The sequence below is a fragment of the Wolbachia endosymbiont of Muscidifurax uniraptor genome (genome assembly GCF_054149795.1).
This window is the reverse complement of the sequence record NZ_CP083727.1, coordinates 30,196-48,276: the sequence shown is the minus strand read 5'-3', so window position 1 is coordinate 48,276 and position 18,081 is coordinate 30,196. Positions and strand designations below refer to the sequence as shown.

13 protein-coding genes, 1 tRNA gene and 3 pseudogenes are annotated in these 18,081 nt (G+C 35.1%); 10 read left to right on the top strand and 7 right to left on the bottom strand.

The window, feature by feature from the left end; all coding sequences use genetic code 11:
* Positions 1-62 precede the first annotated feature (62 nt).
* On the bottom strand, positions 63-704 hold the full coding sequence (locus LA754_RS00205) for a protocatechuate 3,4-dioxygenase (RefSeq protein WP_006279956.1): 642 nt from the start codon (positions 702-704) through the stop codon (positions 63-65).
* Between the two features lie 424 nt (positions 705-1,128).
* On the opposite strand from LA754_RS00205, the pseudogene LA754_RS00200 reads away from it, so the two are divergent.
* A pseudogene (locus tag LA754_RS00200) lies at positions 1,129-1,714 on the top strand (DUF6444 domain-containing protein); the annotation flags it as partial.
* Positions 1,715-1,721: 7 nt separating this feature from the next.
* On the opposite strand, the pseudogene LA754_RS00195 reads toward LA754_RS00200, so the two are convergent.
* Positions 1,722-2,132: pseudogene (locus tag LA754_RS00195) on the bottom strand (IS4 family transposase); the annotation flags it as partial.
* Here LA754_RS00195 and LA754_RS00190 point away from each other — a divergent pair.
* The 6 genes and pseudogenes from LA754_RS00190 to LA754_RS00165 form a co-directional block, all read left to right on the top strand.
* Positions 2,124-2,402 (top strand): annotated as a pseudogene (locus LA754_RS00190) (hypothetical protein); the annotation flags it as partial. The pseudogenes LA754_RS00195 and LA754_RS00190 sit on opposite strands and share 9 nt — an antisense overlap.
* 218 nt (positions 2,403-2,620) lie before the next feature.
* On the top strand, positions 2,621-3,568 hold the full coding sequence (locus LA754_RS00185; protein ID WP_006279723.1) for a hypothetical protein: 948 nt from the start codon (positions 2,621-2,623) through the stop codon (positions 3,566-3,568).
* A gap of 63 nt (positions 3,569-3,631) precedes the next feature.
* A tRNA-Arg gene (locus LA754_RS00180) sits at positions 3,632-3,709 on the top strand.
* An 82-nt stretch (positions 3,710-3,791) separates the two neighbouring features.
* Entirely contained in the window at positions 3,792-4,910 is a 1,119-nt protein-coding gene (dnaJ, locus tag LA754_RS00175) for a molecular chaperone DnaJ (RefSeq protein WP_006279724.1), read from the top strand.
* A 208-nt stretch (positions 4,911-5,118) separates the two neighbouring features.
* A complete protein-coding gene (locus LA754_RS00170; protein WP_006279725.1) occupies positions 5,119-6,753 on the top strand; it encodes a ribonuclease J in 1,635 nt (544 codons plus the stop codon).
* 5 nt (positions 6,754-6,758) lie between these two features.
* Entirely contained in the window at positions 6,759-8,021 is a 1,263-nt protein-coding gene (locus LA754_RS00165) for a Tol-Pal system protein TolB (RefSeq protein ID WP_006279726.1), read from the top strand.
* A gap of 41 nt (positions 8,022-8,062) precedes the next feature.
* On the opposite strand, the gene gatC is transcribed toward LA754_RS00165, so the two are convergent.
* From gatC to LA754_RS00150, 3 genes are all read right to left on the bottom strand, one after another.
* Positions 8,063-8,416 (bottom strand): Asp-tRNA(Asn)/Glu-tRNA(Gln) amidotransferase subunit GatC, encoded by a 354-nt coding sequence (gene gatC, locus LA754_RS00160; RefSeq protein ID WP_006279727.1) that lies wholly within the window; start codon positions 8,414-8,416, stop codon positions 8,063-8,065.
* The gene (locus LA754_RS00155; protein ID WP_006279728.1) at positions 8,406-9,332 is read right to left on the bottom strand and encodes a ribose-phosphate diphosphokinase; all 927 of its coding nucleotides are present in this window, start codon (positions 9,330-9,332) and stop codon (positions 8,406-8,408) included. The genes gatC and LA754_RS00155 overlap by 11 nt, the downstream gene beginning before the upstream one ends.
* A gap of 303 nt (positions 9,333-9,635) precedes the next feature.
* A complete protein-coding gene (locus LA754_RS00150) occupies positions 9,636-10,502 on the bottom strand; it encodes an ankyrin repeat domain-containing protein (RefSeq protein WP_006279729.1) in 867 nt (288 codons plus the stop codon).
* 413 nt (positions 10,503-10,915) lie between these two features.
* Here LA754_RS00150 and LA754_RS00145 point away from each other — a divergent pair, with 413 nt between their 5' ends.
* Positions 10,916-12,415, top strand: coding sequence for a WD_0033/WD_0034 family tandem repeat-containing protein (locus tag LA754_RS00145; protein WP_236718307.1), 1,500 nt, complete (start codon positions 10,916-10,918; stop codon positions 12,413-12,415).
* Positions 12,416-12,508: 93 nt separating this feature from the next.
* Positions 12,509-12,784, top strand: coding sequence for a hypothetical protein (locus LA754_RS00140; protein WP_010962319.1), 276 nt, complete (start codon positions 12,509-12,511; stop codon positions 12,782-12,784).
* A 636-nt stretch (positions 12,785-13,420) separates the two neighbouring features.
* Here LA754_RS00140 and purD read toward each other — a convergent pair.
* Positions 13,421-14,692: a phosphoribosylamine--glycine ligase gene (gene purD, locus LA754_RS00135; protein WP_457923645.1), complete on the bottom strand. Its 1,272-nt coding sequence runs from the start codon at positions 14,690-14,692 to the stop codon at positions 13,421-13,423.
* Between the two features lie 34 nt (positions 14,693-14,726).
* Positions 14,727-16,004 carry a serine--tRNA ligase gene (gene serS / locus LA754_RS00130; protein ID WP_077188478.1) on the bottom strand — a complete coding sequence of 426 codons (1,278 nt, stop codon included), beginning with the start codon at positions 16,002-16,004 and terminating at the stop codon, positions 14,727-14,729.
* 143 nt (positions 16,005-16,147) lie between these two features.
* Here serS and LA754_RS00125 point away from each other — a divergent pair, with 143 nt between their 5' ends.
* The gene (locus LA754_RS00125; RefSeq protein WP_077188476.1) at positions 16,148-18,079 is read left to right on the top strand and encodes a Ulp1 family isopeptidase; all 1,932 of its coding nucleotides are present in this window, start codon (positions 16,148-16,150) and stop codon (positions 18,077-18,079) included.
* The last annotated feature ends 2 nt before the right edge of the window (positions 18,080-18,081 follow it).

The following is an 18,081-nucleotide window of genomic DNA, read 5'->3' as shown; positions in this document are numbered from 1 at the left end:
ATATACATCCTAAGTACAATAACACTTAAGTTTACTATGGACTCCCTTACATGCAAGTTTTTTTATCTTTTATTAGAGAACTTATTATATCCGCCCAAGGTAATGTTAAACGTATAGGTTTTTATGACCTGATCACTGTAAGTAAATGGTGTTATGAGAAGGCTTGCAAGCCCATTACTAACAAAATCTTCAAGAACAGGATCAGCGCAATTATCGCAATTATGGTCAGCAAAAAACATTTGCGTTGTGAATTCTGGAAAATCCGGATGTTGAACTAGAAAGTTGATATGTGGAGCTCTATCACCAATTTTACCAGGTGCTATCGTAATAAAATTATAATAGCCAAGATTATTCACTACAAACCTTCCTGATCCAGCAAAATTCGGATCATCCTCTATATTCTTATCGTAATGGTTCACGCCGCGTGAATTCGCGTGCCATATAGAAACTACAGCATTTTGTATTGGTAAACAGTTTATATCAGTAATTCTACCCACTATGTGTATTAATTCTCCTGTTGCACTATTTGGAGAACCAGGTTTCCTTCTTAAATTGTTTGAAGAGCTAAAATTTTTTGGCCTTGCATCAAGGTCATATATTTCTGGAGTTTCAATGCAGTTGAGCAAAACAGGATCAGCTGCAAATAGCGGCAAACTGAATACCATTTGTACTAAAAACGCTAATAAGATATTTTTCACATTCATTTCATTTATAATAGACTTCTTGCATAACCATATAACAAACTTTTATTGGAAATAGAAACGAAAAAACTTGCTTGACACCCTTCGCCAGCCCCCTTATCATAAAACTGAAGGTATTCAGTTATCTTCATCTGTGCAGATTAAACAGCAAGAAAACAACGTAGTTGGCGTCTTATTTTTAGTTTTTTGCACTATGTGCACCTTATGTCTTCACAATATTTCTAGGTTTTTACCTACACAAGCTGAAACGCGCTATTTAAAACATTAAAAAACGCCAACTTAAAAAATGGATAGTGAATAACTAGCTACCCTAGGGTTTCTTTTGCCTTTTTTTCTGTTTAGTAAATTGTATCCGTTCAGCGGAGTGGTAGAATAAGGTAGACAAAGCAAGATAATAAAGATAATCATAGAGCAAAAGTGAGGTAATGTGGTAAACCTTTTAGAACTTTGCAAAAATTTACAGCAAAAAATAGAAAAGTTGGAAGGGAGGATAGAAGAGTTAGAGGCAGAAAATAAGGCCTTGAGGATTGAGAACGCTGAGTTGAAAGAGAGGCTTGGTTTAAACTCGAAAAATTCATCTCTACCGAGCTCTAAAGAATTGTACAAAACAAAAAAGGACAAGCCAAAAAGCGAAAGGAATGTTGGCGATCAGGTTGGGCATAAAGGAAATTTTCATGCCACAATGGAAGCGGATAAAGTAGTAAAAATAGAGTTGCCTAATATTTGCGAATGCGGAGGAGAGCTTGTAATATGCGAAAAACCTTATGTTCACCAAAAAGTTGATCTTCCGGAAATTAGGCCCTATGTAGTAATTGGAACATGGTCGTTGTCGGAGATGCAGAAAAAGAAAAAGTAGCAAGTTACCAGAAGGTGTTACGCCAGATGCATTTGGTCCAAGGGTTAAGTCTATAATTGCAGCACTCAGCGGATTTTACAAAAACTCAAAGCGTGAAGTGGCTAGTATCATAAATGACATTTTTAATTTGAACATAAGTGTTGGCAGCATATCAAATCTTACTATTACCCACAAATATGAGGTTCGTGAGCAAGTCGCCATCCTTCTGCTAAATCAAAGAGACGTTTATATCCTTTCCAAAGAGTAATTGGTCCTGGTTTTGGGTCATTTTTTCTTGCTAAATGGCCTCCAAGTTCATGAAACAGCTTCTTTTATGTTGGGAACTACACTTGGACATGGTTTTCTGTGTATTTTAACGTATAAAACTTTCCATTCTTCTTCAGCTAATAAAGTAGTACATGGTAATGTTGGGTTAGCTCTTGCAATTGATGTAATAAAGAAGATCCTCCAAGCAATAATACTCACAACTGTTAGATATCTCATTAGTCTTTCTGCTATTCCAAGCCTACATTCTTCAACTTTGAGACCGAATTTAAAATTTTATGTAATATCTCTATTTTCCATCTAAGGCAATAGCAGAAAAAGCACCAATAATAAAGTTAGCCTACGATGAATTAGACAGGTTTAGCTGGAATGAAAAAGATTTAGTAGCATATGAAGAAAGAATAATGGATCTACGTAAGGAAGAAGCCATTCTTGAATACAAACTTGAGGAAGGTATAGAGAAAGGAAAAATCGAAGTTGCAAAAAATTTACTTAAAGCTGGTGTATCTGTTAATTTAATAGCTGAATCCACTGGCCTTTCTCAAGCTGAAATTGTACAGCTTAAGCAAGAAGTGGCCTAAGTATCACGGTTTTTAGGGCTTTTTTAGCTCGGCAGTGGTCTGAAAAGTCCATTTTTCACTTTATAAAATGTTTATATTTTACCACCTACTTTATTTGAATAAGTTCTTCTGCCACACTCTGAACGGATATTTGAATCAGGCTCAAGTTGACAAGTAGATGTTATCTTGTTATAATAAGTAAGTACTTATTAATTTAATCTTAAATTAAGAGGGTATTTATGGTGGCAAGTGGTAGTGTTTTAAAAAGGTATGCGTTAGCCTATATAAAGAAATCTGGTAGTAACAGTGATGTTAAAGAGTTTTTACAATTTTGTAATACGCAAAATACCACAAATTGGAGTGAGGAGAATTTTAAAAATGCGTATGAAAAATTTACACATCCAAATTCAAGCAATAGGCACGATACAGGAAGCAGAAATGATCAATATAACGCAGGGAATAACGCACAACCTACAGGCTCTCAGATTACACATATACATGTACACAATAGAGGTTTAGACTTTTGGGATTATTTGCTATTACAATGCTGGATGGATTCTTTATTCGGTGGACGTGGTCACACTACGGTTAATAATATAACGAATATTAACAATGGTAATACCACTCATCAAGGGAGAAAAGAGAATAAAAAAGAATCAGAAGACAGTAGAAAGCTATTAGCTTTGGGTATAGTAGCTGCAGTTGTGTGTGTTGCTTTCCATGCTGGTATGTGTTTTTGGTATAACAGCAGCAGAAAAGTGGCTAGAAAAGAAGAAAGAATAGATTACCTGGATGGTAAATTTAAAACGTTCAGAAATATAGAATTTGCGGTTGGCGTTGTTTCTTTGGCAGCTTTGGTAGCTTGTGCTGTTTACCCAGTCTTACCAGTGTGGGGTTTAGCTATCCTTGGCGTTAATTCTCTCGTATGTTTTGCTGGTGGTTTAGCTTTTCATATGAAGCATGAGGAAGAATCAGAAAATATCGAGAAAGCTAAAGGAGCGGTAGATAGCTGTCTTAGACAAGGGCATGGTTATGGAGATCCTTCTCGTTATGATGCACCACCTCCTTACTTTTCTCAAGATCCTAATACTACTCCAACTGCTCCTCCTTGTAGTGAATTTGATAATCCTAATGCGAAACGGCAGTCTGAGAATTGTGAGGGGTTCGCGTATGATAGAAATGAATAGTTTTATTTTTAGCCAAATTAATTGAATCAAGCTACAAAACCTGCTAAAGTTAACTTTGTGAAAGCACCCTTAGCTCAGTTGGATTAGAGCATTTGACTACGGATCAAAAGGTCGGGCGTTCAAGTCGCTCAGGGTGCACCACATTTTATAGGAAACAGAAGTCATACTTGAAATTAATATATGTAATACCTATCTTTAAAGGTTAAGCACTAAACTATTATATATGAGCAAAAAAGACTACTATGATCTGCTGGAAGTAGGCAGAAATGCCAGTATTGATGAGATAAAAAAAGCGTATAAAAAATTAGCATTAAAATATCATCCTGATAGAAATCCTGGCAATCAAGAAGCAGAGGAAAAATTTAAAGAAGTAACAGCTGCATATGAAGTTCTGTCTGACTCTGAGAAAAGGGCAGGCTATGACCGTTATGGCCACGAAGGTGCTTCTGGTGGATTTCAAGGCTTTAGCTCTGCAGGAAATTTTAGCGACATATTCAATGACTTCTTTGGTGGAGAATTCGGTGGTGGTGCAAGTAGATCGAGAGCAAAAAGAAGTACAACAGGAGTATCTGGAGCAGACCTACGTTATGATCTTGAAATTACCTTAGAAGATGCATTTAAAGGAATACAAGCGCCTATACATTATGTGACAAATGTAAAATGTGATACATGCCAAGGCACAGGTGGCGAAGGAGCAATTAAACCAGTTCAGTGCCACACATGCCAGGGAAGCGGTAGGATTAGAACTCAACAAGGCTTTTTTACCGTCGAAAGAACATGTACTACATGCTATGGAGAAGGAGAAATAATACAAAACAAATGTAAGAAATGTGGTGGAAGTGGACGTAGAAGAGATGAAGTAAATATATCCGTTTCAATTCCAAAAGGCATAGAAGAAGGAGCTAAGATAAGGATAAGTGGTAAAGGAGAAGCTGGAACAAAAGGTGGAAAAAGTGGAGATTTATACGTATACGTGAAAATAATTTTCCATAAAATCTTTACTAGAAATAAAGCAGATTTACACTGTAAAGTGCCTATAAGAATGACACTAGCAGTGCTTGGTGGTGAAATCGATATTCAATCAATTGATGGAGCTAAAATAAAAGTAAAGGTCCCTGAAGGCACTCAAACTGGTACCAAACTACGTTGTAGGGAAAAGGGTATGCCATATATGAACTCACATGCTCGTGGTGATTTATACGTACAGGTAATAGTTGAGACTTTAAATCCAAAAAATTTAACTAAAAAGCAAATTGAACTATTAAAAGCGCTTGAAGAAGAGGAAAATGCAAGTGTACAACAGCAATCTGAAGGGTTTTTTAGTAAAGTAAAAAAAAAATAAGAAATCTGCTAAATGACATAAAGGGGTAACTGTTTACGGGTTTTCATTTAATCCTGCAATTCTTTGACCTTATTAATGGAAAACTTAACAATAGTGTTATTATTAGCCAACAGAAACTTCTTAGTTCCTTAAAACTATGTAAAAGCAATAAATTTCTTTATTTAAGGTCGAAGTTTTGCTATTCTCAGGTTTTAATAATTTAAATTTAATGAATATAAACAAAAATGAGTTTTTATTTCTTCCGCTTGGGGGAGTAGGAAGAATCGGGATGAATGTTAGCCTATATCATTACCAAGGTAAGTGGATTATGATCGACCTTGGTGTTGGTTTTGCAGATGAAATTATGCCAGGTGTTGAGCTGCTCATTGCTGATATAGATTTTATTGCTCAAAGAAAAAAAGATTTACTTGGAATAATAATTACACATGCACATGAGGACCACTGCGGTGCAGTGCCCCACTTGTGGGAAGAGTTGCAGTGCTCCATATATACAACAAAGTTTACGGTTAATTTTCTTAAAGAGAAACTAAAAGAATTTCGATTGGAAGGTATAGTGCCTGTGAAAGAGGTAGACATAAATGGCAGCATAAATTTGGGTCCTTTTACCGTCGAGTTTATAAATGTAACTCATTCAATTCCTGAGGCAAATTCAATATTAATTAGCACTGAAATGGGTAGTGCACTCCATACCGGAGACTGGAAATTTGATCCAAAACCTGTTGTTGGATTAACTTCTAATATGGAGCGTCTAAAAGAAATTGGCGATAAAGGTGACCTGCTTGCAGCAATTTGCGATTCAACCAATATATTAAGCAAGCATCACCCTGAGTCAGAAGGTGAAATTTATAATAATATTTATAACATAATAAAGCGGTCTAAAAAATTAGTTGCTGTTTCGCTATTCGCTTCAAATGTGGCACGAATTGAAACGATAAGCCAAGCTGCAAAAGCACTAAATAGAAAAGTAGTTTTACTTGGTAGATCTTTATGGAGAATAGTGAAAGTTGCGCAAGATAGTGGTTATTTAACTGATTCTCCTCAGTTTCTTGAAGCAAAGGAAGCAGTAAATTTTCCAAGGGAAGAACTGGTGCTACTTTGCACAGGTTGTCAAGGTGAGCCACTGGCAGCTACCGCAAGACTTGCTGCTAAGAGTCATCAAGCATTTAAAATGCAGCAAGGTGATACCATGATCTTTTCGTCAAAAATCATTCCTGGAAATGAAACTCGTGCGCACAACATGCTCAATGCCTTTATTGAGATGGGGGTAGAAGTTATTACTGAAAAAACAGAGCATGTTCATGCTTCTGGGCATCCAACAAGAGAAGAGCTAAAGGAAATGTATTCTTTAATAAAACCGAAGATGTCTATTCCAGTTCACGGCGAATATATTCACACGCATGCACATGTAAAATTTGCTAAAGAGTGCGGTGTGGCAAAAGCAATAATGATTGCACCAGGTGATATTGTTAATTTGGAGAACGGAGAAAAGGTTGATTCAATTGATGTTGACTACTTTGGTATTGATGGTATGTTGCTACGTCATCCGGAGAGCAGTGTTATAAAAATGCGTAAAAGAATGAGAGATGCCGGAGTTATTGTGGTAACAGCAGTTGTAAACAAGAAAAATAAATTGCTTGCTAAACCAAAAGTATTTGTACCTGGTGTTTTTGAAGTGCTAGAAGATGCAGCTACCATACAGAAAATTGTCAAGAAAGTTGAGTCGTTGTTTAGTTTGCAGCCAACAAAAAAAATTAAAAATAAGATTGAAAGTTCAATATTGAGTATCTTAAAGGAATATTTACTAAAAAGACCTATAATTGAGGTTCAGATAGAACAGGTATGAAATGAATGAAGCTATTCGTTCATCTGGTGTTATTTATTTCGTTATTTATTCCTTATTTTACAAAAGCTGCTTTATATGTTGATATAAAAAAAAGCAGTGTTGGTAACATTGGTCTTGTTGTATCTAAATGTACATGTAAAACAGCGTTGGAAAGCGAATTAAGCGAAAATATTGCAAAGGTAATAGGAACAAATTTATCTAATTGTGGCTTATTTAATGTAAAACGTGGCGCGGAAGCTGAATCTAAATCTTGGAAAAGCGATACTGTAGTCACAGTAAGTTTAAGCGAAATATCTGGTAGTGCATTAGAGCTATCATTTCGTTTATTTGACGCTTTTACAAAAAGAGAATTACTTACTCAGTCAGTTGTTTTTCCAGCAAAAGACTGGAGAAAAATTGGTCACCTCGTTTCGGATGTGATACATGATAGATTGATTGGTGAGAAAGGGCACTTCAACACAAAAATCACGTATATCGCTGAAGAAAAAGATAGCAACTACAAATCTGTGCGTAAAATTGCTGTGATGAATCAAGATGGAAGTAATATAAAATACTTAACAAATGGCGATAGATTTGTGTCAACACCGAGATTCTCACCAAATGGAAAGGGTATTGTTTATATCTCGTACGCAAATGGTAAAAGTTATATAATATTAAAAAATTTAAAAGATAACACTGAATCAATAATCAGCGCATTTGAAGGAGTTGTTTCTGCACCAAGATTTTCTCCTGATGGTAAATCTCTTTTAATTTCCCACTCATTGGGTGGTGAAACGAATATATTATCTTTAGATTTAAGTAGTAAACGGACAAAAAAAATTACTAAAGGTTCAGCTATAAGCACTTCTCCCTCTTTTTCTCCAGATCAAAAGTATATGGCTTTTAGTTCTGATATAAGTGGGAGTCAGCAACTGTACGTTATCGATTTTACTAACAAAAGTAAAAAACCTAAAAGAATTAGTTTTGGAAGTGGAAGATATGCTACGCCTGTTTGGTCGCCAAAAGGAGATCTGATAGCTTTTACAAAGATTCAGTCAGGAAAATTTTACATAGGAGTTATGAAGCCAGATGGCAAAGAAGAACGTCTGCTTTCAGAGGGGCATAAAATTGAATCCCCGGCATGGCTACCAAATGGTAGAGAAATCATTTTTACAAGAACAGAATCACCAAGCAACTCTAAACTATATTTAGTAGACTTAGTAAAGAAAAATCAAAAAATGGTTTCCACTCCCACAAATGCTTCTTTACCGGATTGGTCTTATTTTTGAAAGTAGATCTATTATAGGTTTGATATGAGCCTTATTTTACTTTAATCGCTTATAACCTTTGGCACTACAAAATACCCATGCTCAGGTTTTGTATTGGACAATATCTCTTCTTTAATATTTTGAGAATTTATAACATCATCGCGTACATGAATGTCCTTGTCTATACTGCCATAACGCATAGGAGAAACACCTTCAGTATTAACTTGCAATAAAGTATCGTGTATCCAATCCAGCATTGTCAGTTCTTTGGAGTAGTGATCAATCTCGTCATTTGATAACTTAATCCTTACAAGCTGTGCAATTTTAAGCATTTCTTCCTTGGTAATTGTTATTTTTCTCTTATTTGCAAATTCTATTAGTGAAGTAATAACGTCTTCTGTTGACTTAGCTGGCATCTTTACCTCCTTGGATAAAGTGAGTTAAAATATCTACGACCGAAACAACTTCTATTTTACCAGTTTTTTCAAATTTGTGAAGTATGGTATCCGTAATCACTAATTTATCTAAAGAAGAGGAAGAGATTTTCTCAACTGCACTTCCTGAAAGCACACCGTGTGTGATGCATGAAGTTACGGACTTTGCTCCGTAACTTTTTAAAGCAAGAGCTGCATTACACAATGTTCCACCAGAGTCAACTATATCATCAACAATGACACAATTTTTGTTTGCAACTTCTCCTATTATGTTCATTACTTGAGATGTGCCTGCTTTCTCCCTATATTTATCTACTACAATAATCTTATCACTTAACCCTATCTTGTACTTTTCCTCTAAAGTCTTTGCAAAAGCACGTGCTCTACCAATTGCTCCAACATCAGGTGCAACAATTGCCAAATTTTCCGTGTGTATAGAGTCAACAAATGCTTCAAAGCAGTTCAAATTAGTTATCGGTACATCAAAGAATCCTTCAATTTGACTTGAGTGCAAATCAATAACTGCAACACTACTTGCACCTGCAGTTTGAATAAGATTTGCAACTAATTTGGCACTTAAAGCAGACTGCACATTATTGTTCTTGATAATTCTATCTTGCCTGCTATATCCATAATAAGGGATAATTACTACTATCCTTTTGGCTCCTAATCTATTTACTGCATCAATTATGAGCAGAAGCTCCATAAGGTTATCATTCACAGGGGGAGAAAGAGATTGTATTATATATACTTCTTGATTATATAGATCATTTGCTACTTCTACATTTACCTCGCCATCGGTAAACTTTGATATCCAAGCAGAGGATGGTTGAACATCTAGCCGGTTAACTACTGATTCCCCTAATTCCTTACTAGCATTACCTATTATTATCTTCATAACGCACTAATTGAGTTTTTAAGATTATACAGAAATTGTGAAATAATTGAAATGTAAGTGTCTTTATCTAGCATTCTTGTCGGTGAATTAGGTACCTCTTGTACAATGACCTGTCATTTTCACGCGTTGTTTCAATATACAGACCCAAATTGAAACAACTATACAAAATCCTGCTTATGTTTCAAGATAAATGACTTTAATGAAATATAATTTATCTAGTCATTTGTATCTGCTAACATACTACACTTCCCATTGTAGAGCCTCTGCAACTTACTGAAATTTATAATCGCTTTATAAAAAGCTTTATACTCTTTGCTTAATTGGAGGCGCTACCTCTGCACTTTCTGCTCTGTCTAGGGTACTACTTGGTTTTTCTGCAGTAATTTTTTGAATGCTACCATCTACCTTATTCTTGATATCTGCTCCATATGATCTTAATACTTCAATAGCTTTCTCGTTTCCACTATTCAGCGCAATATCCAAAGCATCCATTCCATCATTATTTTTGTGGTTGATAAAATTCTCTAACTCAAAGATTTTTATATATTGCTCAATGATGAATTCTACCACTTTTCCAGGGCAATTATTAGCGGCAGGAAAGAGTACTGCATTGTTATTATTGTCTTTCTTTGTTACATCTGCTTTGAGCTTGTCTATCAAACACTTGATAATTTCTATTCTGCTATCATCTTCTGCTTCAGTGCACTGCCTAGCAGCTAAAAACAGAGCTGTTCGCCCATTATTGTCCACATCTTCAATATCTTGTCCCTTATCAATTAAGGCTTGTATTATATTTTTGTTCCCATATAAAGCAGCAAAGTGAAGAGGAGTATACCCTTCGGTACTTTCTCTTTCATTAATCAATGCACCATGGCTAGCTAGTAATTCTATAAATTCTGGCGTATTTGTAAAAACTGCAAAGTGCATTGGTGTTAGATCATCTTTACCATGATTTTGAGTTTTTGCATTAACGTTTGCTCCATTTTTTATCAGCAATTTTGCTATTTCTAATTGTTTGCGTCCGATGGCAATATGCAGTGGCGTACGATTGCGTTCATAATGATCATTGACGTTTGTGCCACATTTTATTAGTAGTTCTGCAGCTTCAATATTACCTTCCTGAATTGCAACGTATAAGGAAGCATATCCATCTTTTGTTTCCTCTGTCATACGAAATTGCGAACATGTTAGTTCATATATTATTAAGGATTATTATTAAGTTTTTATTAATACAATATTAATGTAGCGGGATGACGAGCTTATCGTCATCCCGCCGCGAACCGTCATACCACTGCGAACCGTCATACCGCCGCGGTATCTCTAGATCCCGCTAACAAGCAGCGGGATGACGGTTTTTCAAATTATCGTAAGTCAGTTTAGCTATAGCTACAAGTTTCATTCTTCCCTTACAAATAACTTTACTGCGTCCTTTTTTCGGATTCAGAATTAGCAAGAAACGTTCTTGTAAGGTGGTCTACTAAAATTTTGCTTTATAAAACAATGTCTGAACTATGCAATTAATACATTATCAACACAACTGATTCATAAAAGCAAATATTATAACCACGAAGAGAGAAAATGTTATGCTTAGTTTAATAAGAAAGACCTTGAGAAAAAAAATGACTCATCAGGTAAACGATTCGAAATTGAAAGAGAAAGATGAAAAAAGTATTTTAAAATTAGCATCAAAAATAAAAGGCAAAAAAAGTAGCATTGCTGAAGAACTAGAAAAAATATCTAAAAAGGAAAAACAAAGGATTCTTACTACGGAAGTAAGCAAACATCGGGGTAAAGAACCAACTATTATATCACTTGCTTATGCTATACTACGTAAAGATAGTATAGCTGTTGAGAAAATGTTAAGAGTAGCTAAAGAAAACGGTATTCTGAAAGACATTCTTGACGCAACAACAACTATAAAATATCTAGATGGTCAAGAAGAAATTTACACACCGCTTACTTACGCCATATCATGTAAAAATAGCAAAACTATTGAAGAAATTTTAAAAGTCTCTAAAGAAAACGATATTCTGAAAGACATTCTTGACGCAACAACAACTATAAAATATCTAGATGGTCAGAAAGAAATTTACACACCGCTTACTTACGCTATATCATGTAAAAATAGCAAAACTATTGAAGAAATTTTAAAAATCTCTAAAGAAAACGGTATTCTGAAAGATATTCTTGATGCAACAACAACTATAAAATGTCCAGATGGTCATGAAGAAACTTGCGCACCGTTTACTTATGCTATACTACGTAAAGATAGTATAGCTGTTGAGAAAATGTTAAGAGTAGCTAAAGAAAATGATATTCTGAAAGACATTCTTGACGCAACAACAACTATAAAACATTCAGATAGCCGGGAAGTAACTTACACACTACTTGCTTATGCTATACTGCGTGAAAATAGTATAGCTATTGAAGAAATTTTAAAAATCTCTAAGGAGAACAGTATTCTGAAAGATATTCTTAACGCAACAATAACTATAAAATGTCTAGATGGTCGGAGAGTAACTGTTACACCACTTGCTTATGCTATACTACGTAAAGATAGTATGGCTGTTGAGAAAATGTTAAGAGTAGCTAAAAAAAACGGTATTCTGAAAGACATTCTTGACGCAACAACAACTATAAAATATCCAGATGGTCAGGAAGAAACTTGCACACCACTTGCTTATGCTATACTACGTAAAGATAGTATAGCTGTTGAGAAAATGTTAAGAGTAGCTAAAGAAAACGGTATTCTGAAAGACATTCTTAACACAACAATAACCATAAAACATAAAAATAATCAAAAAGTAACTGATAAGTTACTTGCCGCATTACATGATCGCAAAGTTATTCAAGAAATTTTAGACATAGCTAGAGAAAACGATATTCTGAAAGACATTCTTAATGCAACAATCACTATAAAATATCCAGATAGTGAAGAAAAAATCTACACACCACTTACTTATACAATATCATGTAAAAGCAACGAAGCTTTTAATACAACAAGAGCTATAAATCAAGATGGTCAGGAAAAAACTCACATCCCATTTCCTACCCTTGATAAAAGAGAAACTGAATTAAAATAAAAAGAAAAAAGACAAAGTAGAAGAGATGAGGGATTAAATTTTAACAATGGTAGTAGTGACAAAAATGTTGAAATAAAAGTTAATGGGGATATCTTGTTGCAGCATAGTAGTGGAATTGAAAATGAAATAAATCATACTGCTGTACGTAATGATGTAAGGGGGGTAAAGCCTCTAATAGAAAGTAGAGTAAATGTTAAAGTACAGAATATAAATGCAGTGATTGCAACTTCTGTGACATTTAAAATGATTGCAACTTCTGTGACACTTGAGTTGGTAGCTAGTAAAATAACATGTGTACTGTCAAAACCCACCACTAAATTGGAAGAAGTAGCTATAACATATTTTCAAGGTTTAGCACTATATTTGTGAAACTTAATTTATATGTGCTAAACAAGATGCTGATTAGTTTTATAGCTAACCCAAGAAAGGTTTCCCTACGTCATACCGCCGCGGTATCTCTAGATCCCGCTAACAAGTAGCGGGATGACGATTGTCGTTTAGCCATAAATATTTAAGAAATTTACCAAATGAAAAAAAAGGCAAAAGAAGCCCTGGGGTTATTATCTGCTTTAAAATATTGGCGTTTTTTATGTTTTAAACGCTTGACAAGCAAGATTTAGCTGCTTTTAATTGCAACTAACCTATGCTGCAAATGTTTAAGAAATTTACCAAGCAGAAAAAAAGACAAAGAATCCCCGAGTTAGCTAGTCTTTTACTATCTCTGTCGAGTATTGGCATTTTTTGATGTCTTGTAACGCTTTATAAGCGCGTTCAGCTTATTTAGATAAAAATCTAGATGTAGATGAAGTTTTGTAAAGACATACAGTATCTATATACTGCAAAAAATTGAACATAAGACGCCGATACATTAAGTAATCCTTACCTTTTAATCTGCAGATTGGCGAAAGCAAATACAATAGCTTCAGTTTCATGATAAGGGGGCTGGCGGAGTTTGTCAAGGAAGTTTTTCGTTTCTGTGAACCACCTGCTAACCGACAGCTAACATTAACTACCGATATCGTATCTGAAGAAGCCCCCTGGCCATTCTAAAAAATTTAATGCTGAGTACACCTTACTTTTGGCTTCCTCTATAGTGCTCCCTTCTGCTACTATATTTAGCACTCTTCCGCCATCGGAAACTAAGTTACCACTTTCATCGAATTTAGTACCAGCATGAAACACCAACACACCAGGAATGCTTTCAATCTTATCTAATCCTTTAATTACTTCTCCCTTTTGATAATCACCCGGATAGCCTTTACTTGCAACAACTACACAAACTGTAGATTTGTTGTTAAGTTCCACCATTTTGACATTTAACTTTCCTTCTGCAACTGACAACATCAATTTTAACAAATCGCAATTTGAATCAAATCTAGGTAATATAGATTGCGTTTCTGGATCACCGAATCTAACGTTATACTCGAGAAGTTTTGGGCTATCTTTGCAAATCATTAAACCAGCAAAGAGTACTCCTTTATAAGACGTACCCATGTTAACCAATGCTTGAGCTGTAGGGTATATTATTTTTTGGATAATTTTTTGCTCCATGTCCTTACTTATAATTGAAGGTGATGAGTACGACCCCATACCTCCAGTATTTTGGCTTCCATTACTTTCATCAACTCTCTTATAATCTTTTGCACACCCAAGAGTTACTACTTTCAACCCATCAATAAGAGCAAAAAAACTTACTTCTTTTCCAACTAAAAACTCTTCTATGATTATTTCTTCACCTGATTCACCAAATTTTTTCTCCACTAGCATTGAATTTATTGCTGAAAAAGCTTCGCTTTCTGTATTACATATAACCACCCCTTTTCCTGCTGCAATTCCATTTGCTTTCACTACAAGTGGAAACTTTATTTTATTGCTACGTACAAAATCTTTAGCTAACCCTTCATCAACAAAACACTCGTACTTGGCAGTTGGTATACCATATCGTTTACATAGTCCCTTGGTGAAAGACTTCGATCCCTCAAGTTTTGCAGTTGCTTGACTTGGAGCAAAAACATTTATTCCCTCTGCAACTAAATCATCAGCAAGCCCATCAATTATTGGTTGTTCTGGACCAATAACAACCAACTCTATATTTTCTCTCTTGCAAAATTGTGTAACATCCACTGAATTTTGAATATTTACATCCACAAGAACTCCCAAATTTTCCATGGCCTGGCGACCAGGAGTTACATATAACTCAGTCAAGATAGGAGATTTTTTTAGAGCCCAAAGTAGAGCGTGCTCACGCCCACCAGAACCTATAACCAGAACCTTCATCTTTATTTCCTCGCTTTTCTATATGTCAAAATTATTATTTGCTTATAACAGTATCATTACTCATGTATTTTTGCAACACGTTTGGTATTGCAATCGACCCGTCAGAATTTTGATAATTCTCCATTATGGCAATAATCGTTCTTCCTATAGCTAAAGCTGAGCCGTTTAAAGTGTGAATATATTTTTTCATCTTTTTATCAGTTTCTGAAGAGTATTTAGTGTTCATCCTTCTTGCTTGAAATGCACCACAATTTGAGCAGCTTGATATTTCTCTATATTTATCTTGCTCAGGTAACCATACCTCTATGTCATAAGTCCTTTGTGCAGCAAAACCCATATCACCACTACAGAGTAGCATTACTCTATACGGTAATTCTAGTTTTTTTAATATCTCTTCAACAATACTCGTCATGCGCTCAAGTTCATCATTTGATTGGTCTTCAGTTGTGATACTAACCAATTCCACTTTACCAAATTGGTGTTGCCTTATCATACCTCTCGTGTCTCGCCCTGCGCTGCCTGCTTCTTTACGAAAGCACTCCGAATATGCAGTAAAGCGAATAGGCAGTTCTTTTTCTTCCATTATTTTGTCAGCAACTAAATTTGTTAAAAACACTTCACTTGTGGGAATCAACCTCAATTCGTCGGTAGTTAAATACGAATCGTCAGAAAATTTCGGTAGCTGACCAACATTATACATAGCCTCGTTTTTCACCAAAGTCGGGTGGTACAGCTCAGTATAGCCAAATTCATTAACATGCATTTCAAGCATAAAATTTATTAGCGCTCGTCCAAGCTTAGCTAACTGTCCTTTTAATATCGTAAATCTTGATCCGGAAATTCTCGCCGCTTGTTCGAAGTCCATTAAACCTAATTTTTCTCCGAGTTCATAATGAGATTCTGGTACAAAATCAAACTGTCTTTTTCCTCCATATCTTCTCACCTCTAAATTAGAGTTCTCATCTGCGCCTATTGGCACATCTTGCGCAGGAATATTCGGCAAGTTAGATAAAACATTCACTAACTTATCCTTTTCTGCTTGTTCTTTTAAGCTGATTGCCTCTATCTCATTTGTGATGCTTTTTGACAACTCTATTTGCTCTTCACAGGGGCTCTTGCTCATTTTAAGCTTTTTTATTTCCTCTGTGATTTCATTGCGCTGCCTATTCAAATCCTGCAGTTTAGTGGTTAATGATCTTTTCTCGTGATCGATTTCTAATATCTCTTCCGCAGTAGATTCTCTAATTCCCCTGCTTTTCATTGCCTTTTCAAATCCTTCAGGGTTTTTGCGTATATATTCTATATCGTGCATATATTGTGCTATTACTAACATTGTTACTGTACTCCAAAAGCTCTTAATATTCAATATTTTCTCATACTACTAAAATTATTATGGTTGATTTTTTTGTTAGAATTTGTTAAAATTTAATTAACTTAGCGTTCATAGGGTGTAGTATGTTGGGCATTACAAAAAATAATCAGAAAGAGAGCACTTACTTTGCTGGTGAGGAATTCGTTATCTACGCTACTTGTGTATGCCTAGCAGCCACATTCGCTGCTGGCTGTTTAGGGGCGGTAATAGGATCCCCTCTATTGACCTTTCCACTTGCTATGCTCATCTCTAACCCCGTAGTTTGGGTTTTAATGGGAATAATTCTTACAGTAGCATACAAAATGGTTGTTGAACCTTTATTTTACTTAGCGAAGAACTATATTAATGGAAAAAGAGCTTCAAAGGGGGAAAAGAGTGAAGAAAAAGATACAGAACTACAAGATTTGCAAGGCAAGACTCCAGAAAAGCAAGCAAGACCGAAAACTCCCGATAGGGATAGTGGTGTTATTACATCGGAAATAGCTATAGATAATAATTCTTTTTTACATCAAACAGAGAAAGAAAAGAATTATAATTACAAATTAACTACTACTGATATTAGAGATATTGTAAAAAGCAAATATGGGTGGATAGCACACAAAAATAAAAAAGGCTTAAAAGATACTTCTGAAGGTGTGATTTTTGCTTGTCCTGACTCTACATCATCTTTAGAGCAAGAACTAAAAGAATATAAAAATAAAGTAGAACGAGAGGGTAGTGATTTAGTGTTCACTTCAATCCTTAATTTAAATGGAAACCATTGGGTAACACTGGGTGTTTCTTACGACGAAAAGAGTGAAAAGTTTAGAGCTTGCTATTGCGATTCATTTGGTGAACCATTACCAGAAGAGGTATCAAGTGCGCTACAGAAAACTCTAGGAATAGACAATAGTAGTATTAGAAACTCAAAAGCTAAACAACAAGATGATAAGTATAATTGTGGAATATTTGCCTTAGAGAATGCTAAGAAAATTACAGATATGCTGAAAGCAGGCAAATCGTTTGATGAAATTGATGATCAGCTAAAATATGAACTTAGTTCAGAGCAATTAATAGAGAAGAGAAAAGAATTTGCAAAAGCGTTGAAAAAGGATGAACAAAGCAGGGCTGGCACGCCAAGCCCTGTATTAGGTGGTCCAGGAAATATAAGTCGTAAAGATAGCGGAGTAAGTTTAGATTCAGTAGAAAGTAAGCAAACAAAAATTGTTCAATATAATACTACAGGTGATGGCAACTGCTTTTTCCATGCGGTATTTGGTGATAATAGCTCTGGTCAATATAAAACTGAAAAAGCACAAGATATGAGAATGGAATGGCACAAATTTTTAAGTCAATTTAACTCTTTGAATAATCCAAGGATGCCTGAGTTATTGAAGGGACAGATGCAGAAAGTTTTTGGTGCATTCTTAGAAAATCCAAATCATTTGATTGGTATGTCGGACTCAATAAAAGATTTGGTTCAGCATACAAACAGACGGGTAGAGAAGATCAAAAAAAAGACTAATAAATTAATAAAAAAGTTATGTTGTCTTACGACATTAAAAGAAAATGAAGTTATAGGTGATTTAAGAAGCATTAGTGCTAGTAATCTCAATATTAGTGAAAGAAAATATGATAGAAATTATAATAGTGATACTGCAGCAAATTCTTTTCTCAATGGCAAATCCATTTATAGATCTTATCTAGAGGCAATCAGCAGCCAAAGTTACCATGTTTTCATAGAAGAAATTTCTATCTTAGCTTCGCTGGCTAATATTGAAATTGACGTCTACTATAAAAATAATGGTAATGATGTAAATACATTGTTTCTGCCAAATGCGGGAATGATAAATGAAGGTTATCAGCAGAACAACGAGCTATGGGGAAATAAAGAACAAGAAACGGTATACTTGGCACCTGGTCATTATGAGAGAGCTGAGATAGTAGAGGTAGAGCCTTCTCTTATGGAAAAAGTAAGTTCGGCTATACAAAGTGTTGTAACAGTATGTGTAAATGCGCTAGGTTTGAACACATAGAA

What these genes read in the sequence shown, in the direction of transcription:
- dnaJ (WP_006279724.1), top strand. Translation starts at nt 3,792, where the DNA reads ATGAGCAAAAAAGACTACTATGATCTGCTGGAAGTAGGCAGAAATGCC.
- purD (WP_457923645.1), bottom strand. Translation starts at nt 14,692, where the DNA reads ATGAAGGTTCTGGTTATAGGTTCTGGTGGGCGTGAGCACGCTCTACTT.
- LA754_RS00205 (WP_006279956.1), bottom strand. Translation starts at nt 704, where the DNA reads ATGAATGTGAAAAATATCTTATTAGCGTTTTTAGTACAAATGGTATTC.
- LA754_RS00125 (WP_077188476.1), top strand. Translation starts at nt 16,148, where the DNA reads ATGTTGGGCATTACAAAAAATAATCAGAAAGAGAGCACTTACTTTGCT.
- LA754_RS00165 (WP_006279726.1), top strand. Translation starts at nt 6,759, where the DNA reads ATGAAGCTATTCGTTCATCTGGTGTTATTTATTTCGTTATTTATTCCT.
- LA754_RS00155 (WP_006279728.1), bottom strand. Translation starts at nt 9,332, where the DNA reads ATGAAGATAATAATAGGTAATGCTAGTAAGGAATTAGGGGAATCAGTA.
- LA754_RS00150 (WP_006279729.1), bottom strand. Translation starts at nt 10,502, where the DNA reads ATGACAGAGGAAACAAAAGATGGATATGCTTCCTTATACGTTGCAATT.
- LA754_RS00145 (WP_236718307.1), top strand. Translation starts at nt 10,916, where the DNA reads ATGCTTAGTTTAATAAGAAAGACCTTGAGAAAAAAAATGACTCATCAG.
- gatC (WP_006279727.1), bottom strand. Translation starts at nt 8,416, where the DNA reads ATGCCAGCTAAGTCAACAGAAGACGTTATTACTTCACTAATAGAATTT.
- LA754_RS00170 (WP_006279725.1), top strand. Translation starts at nt 5,119, where the DNA reads ATGAATATAAACAAAAATGAGTTTTTATTTCTTCCGCTTGGGGGAGTA.
- LA754_RS00185 (WP_006279723.1), top strand. Translation starts at nt 2,621, where the DNA reads ATGGTGGCAAGTGGTAGTGTTTTAAAAAGGTATGCGTTAGCCTATATA.
- serS (WP_077188478.1), bottom strand. Translation starts at nt 16,004, where the DNA reads ATGCACGATATAGAATATATACGCAAAAACCCTGAAGGATTTGAAAAG.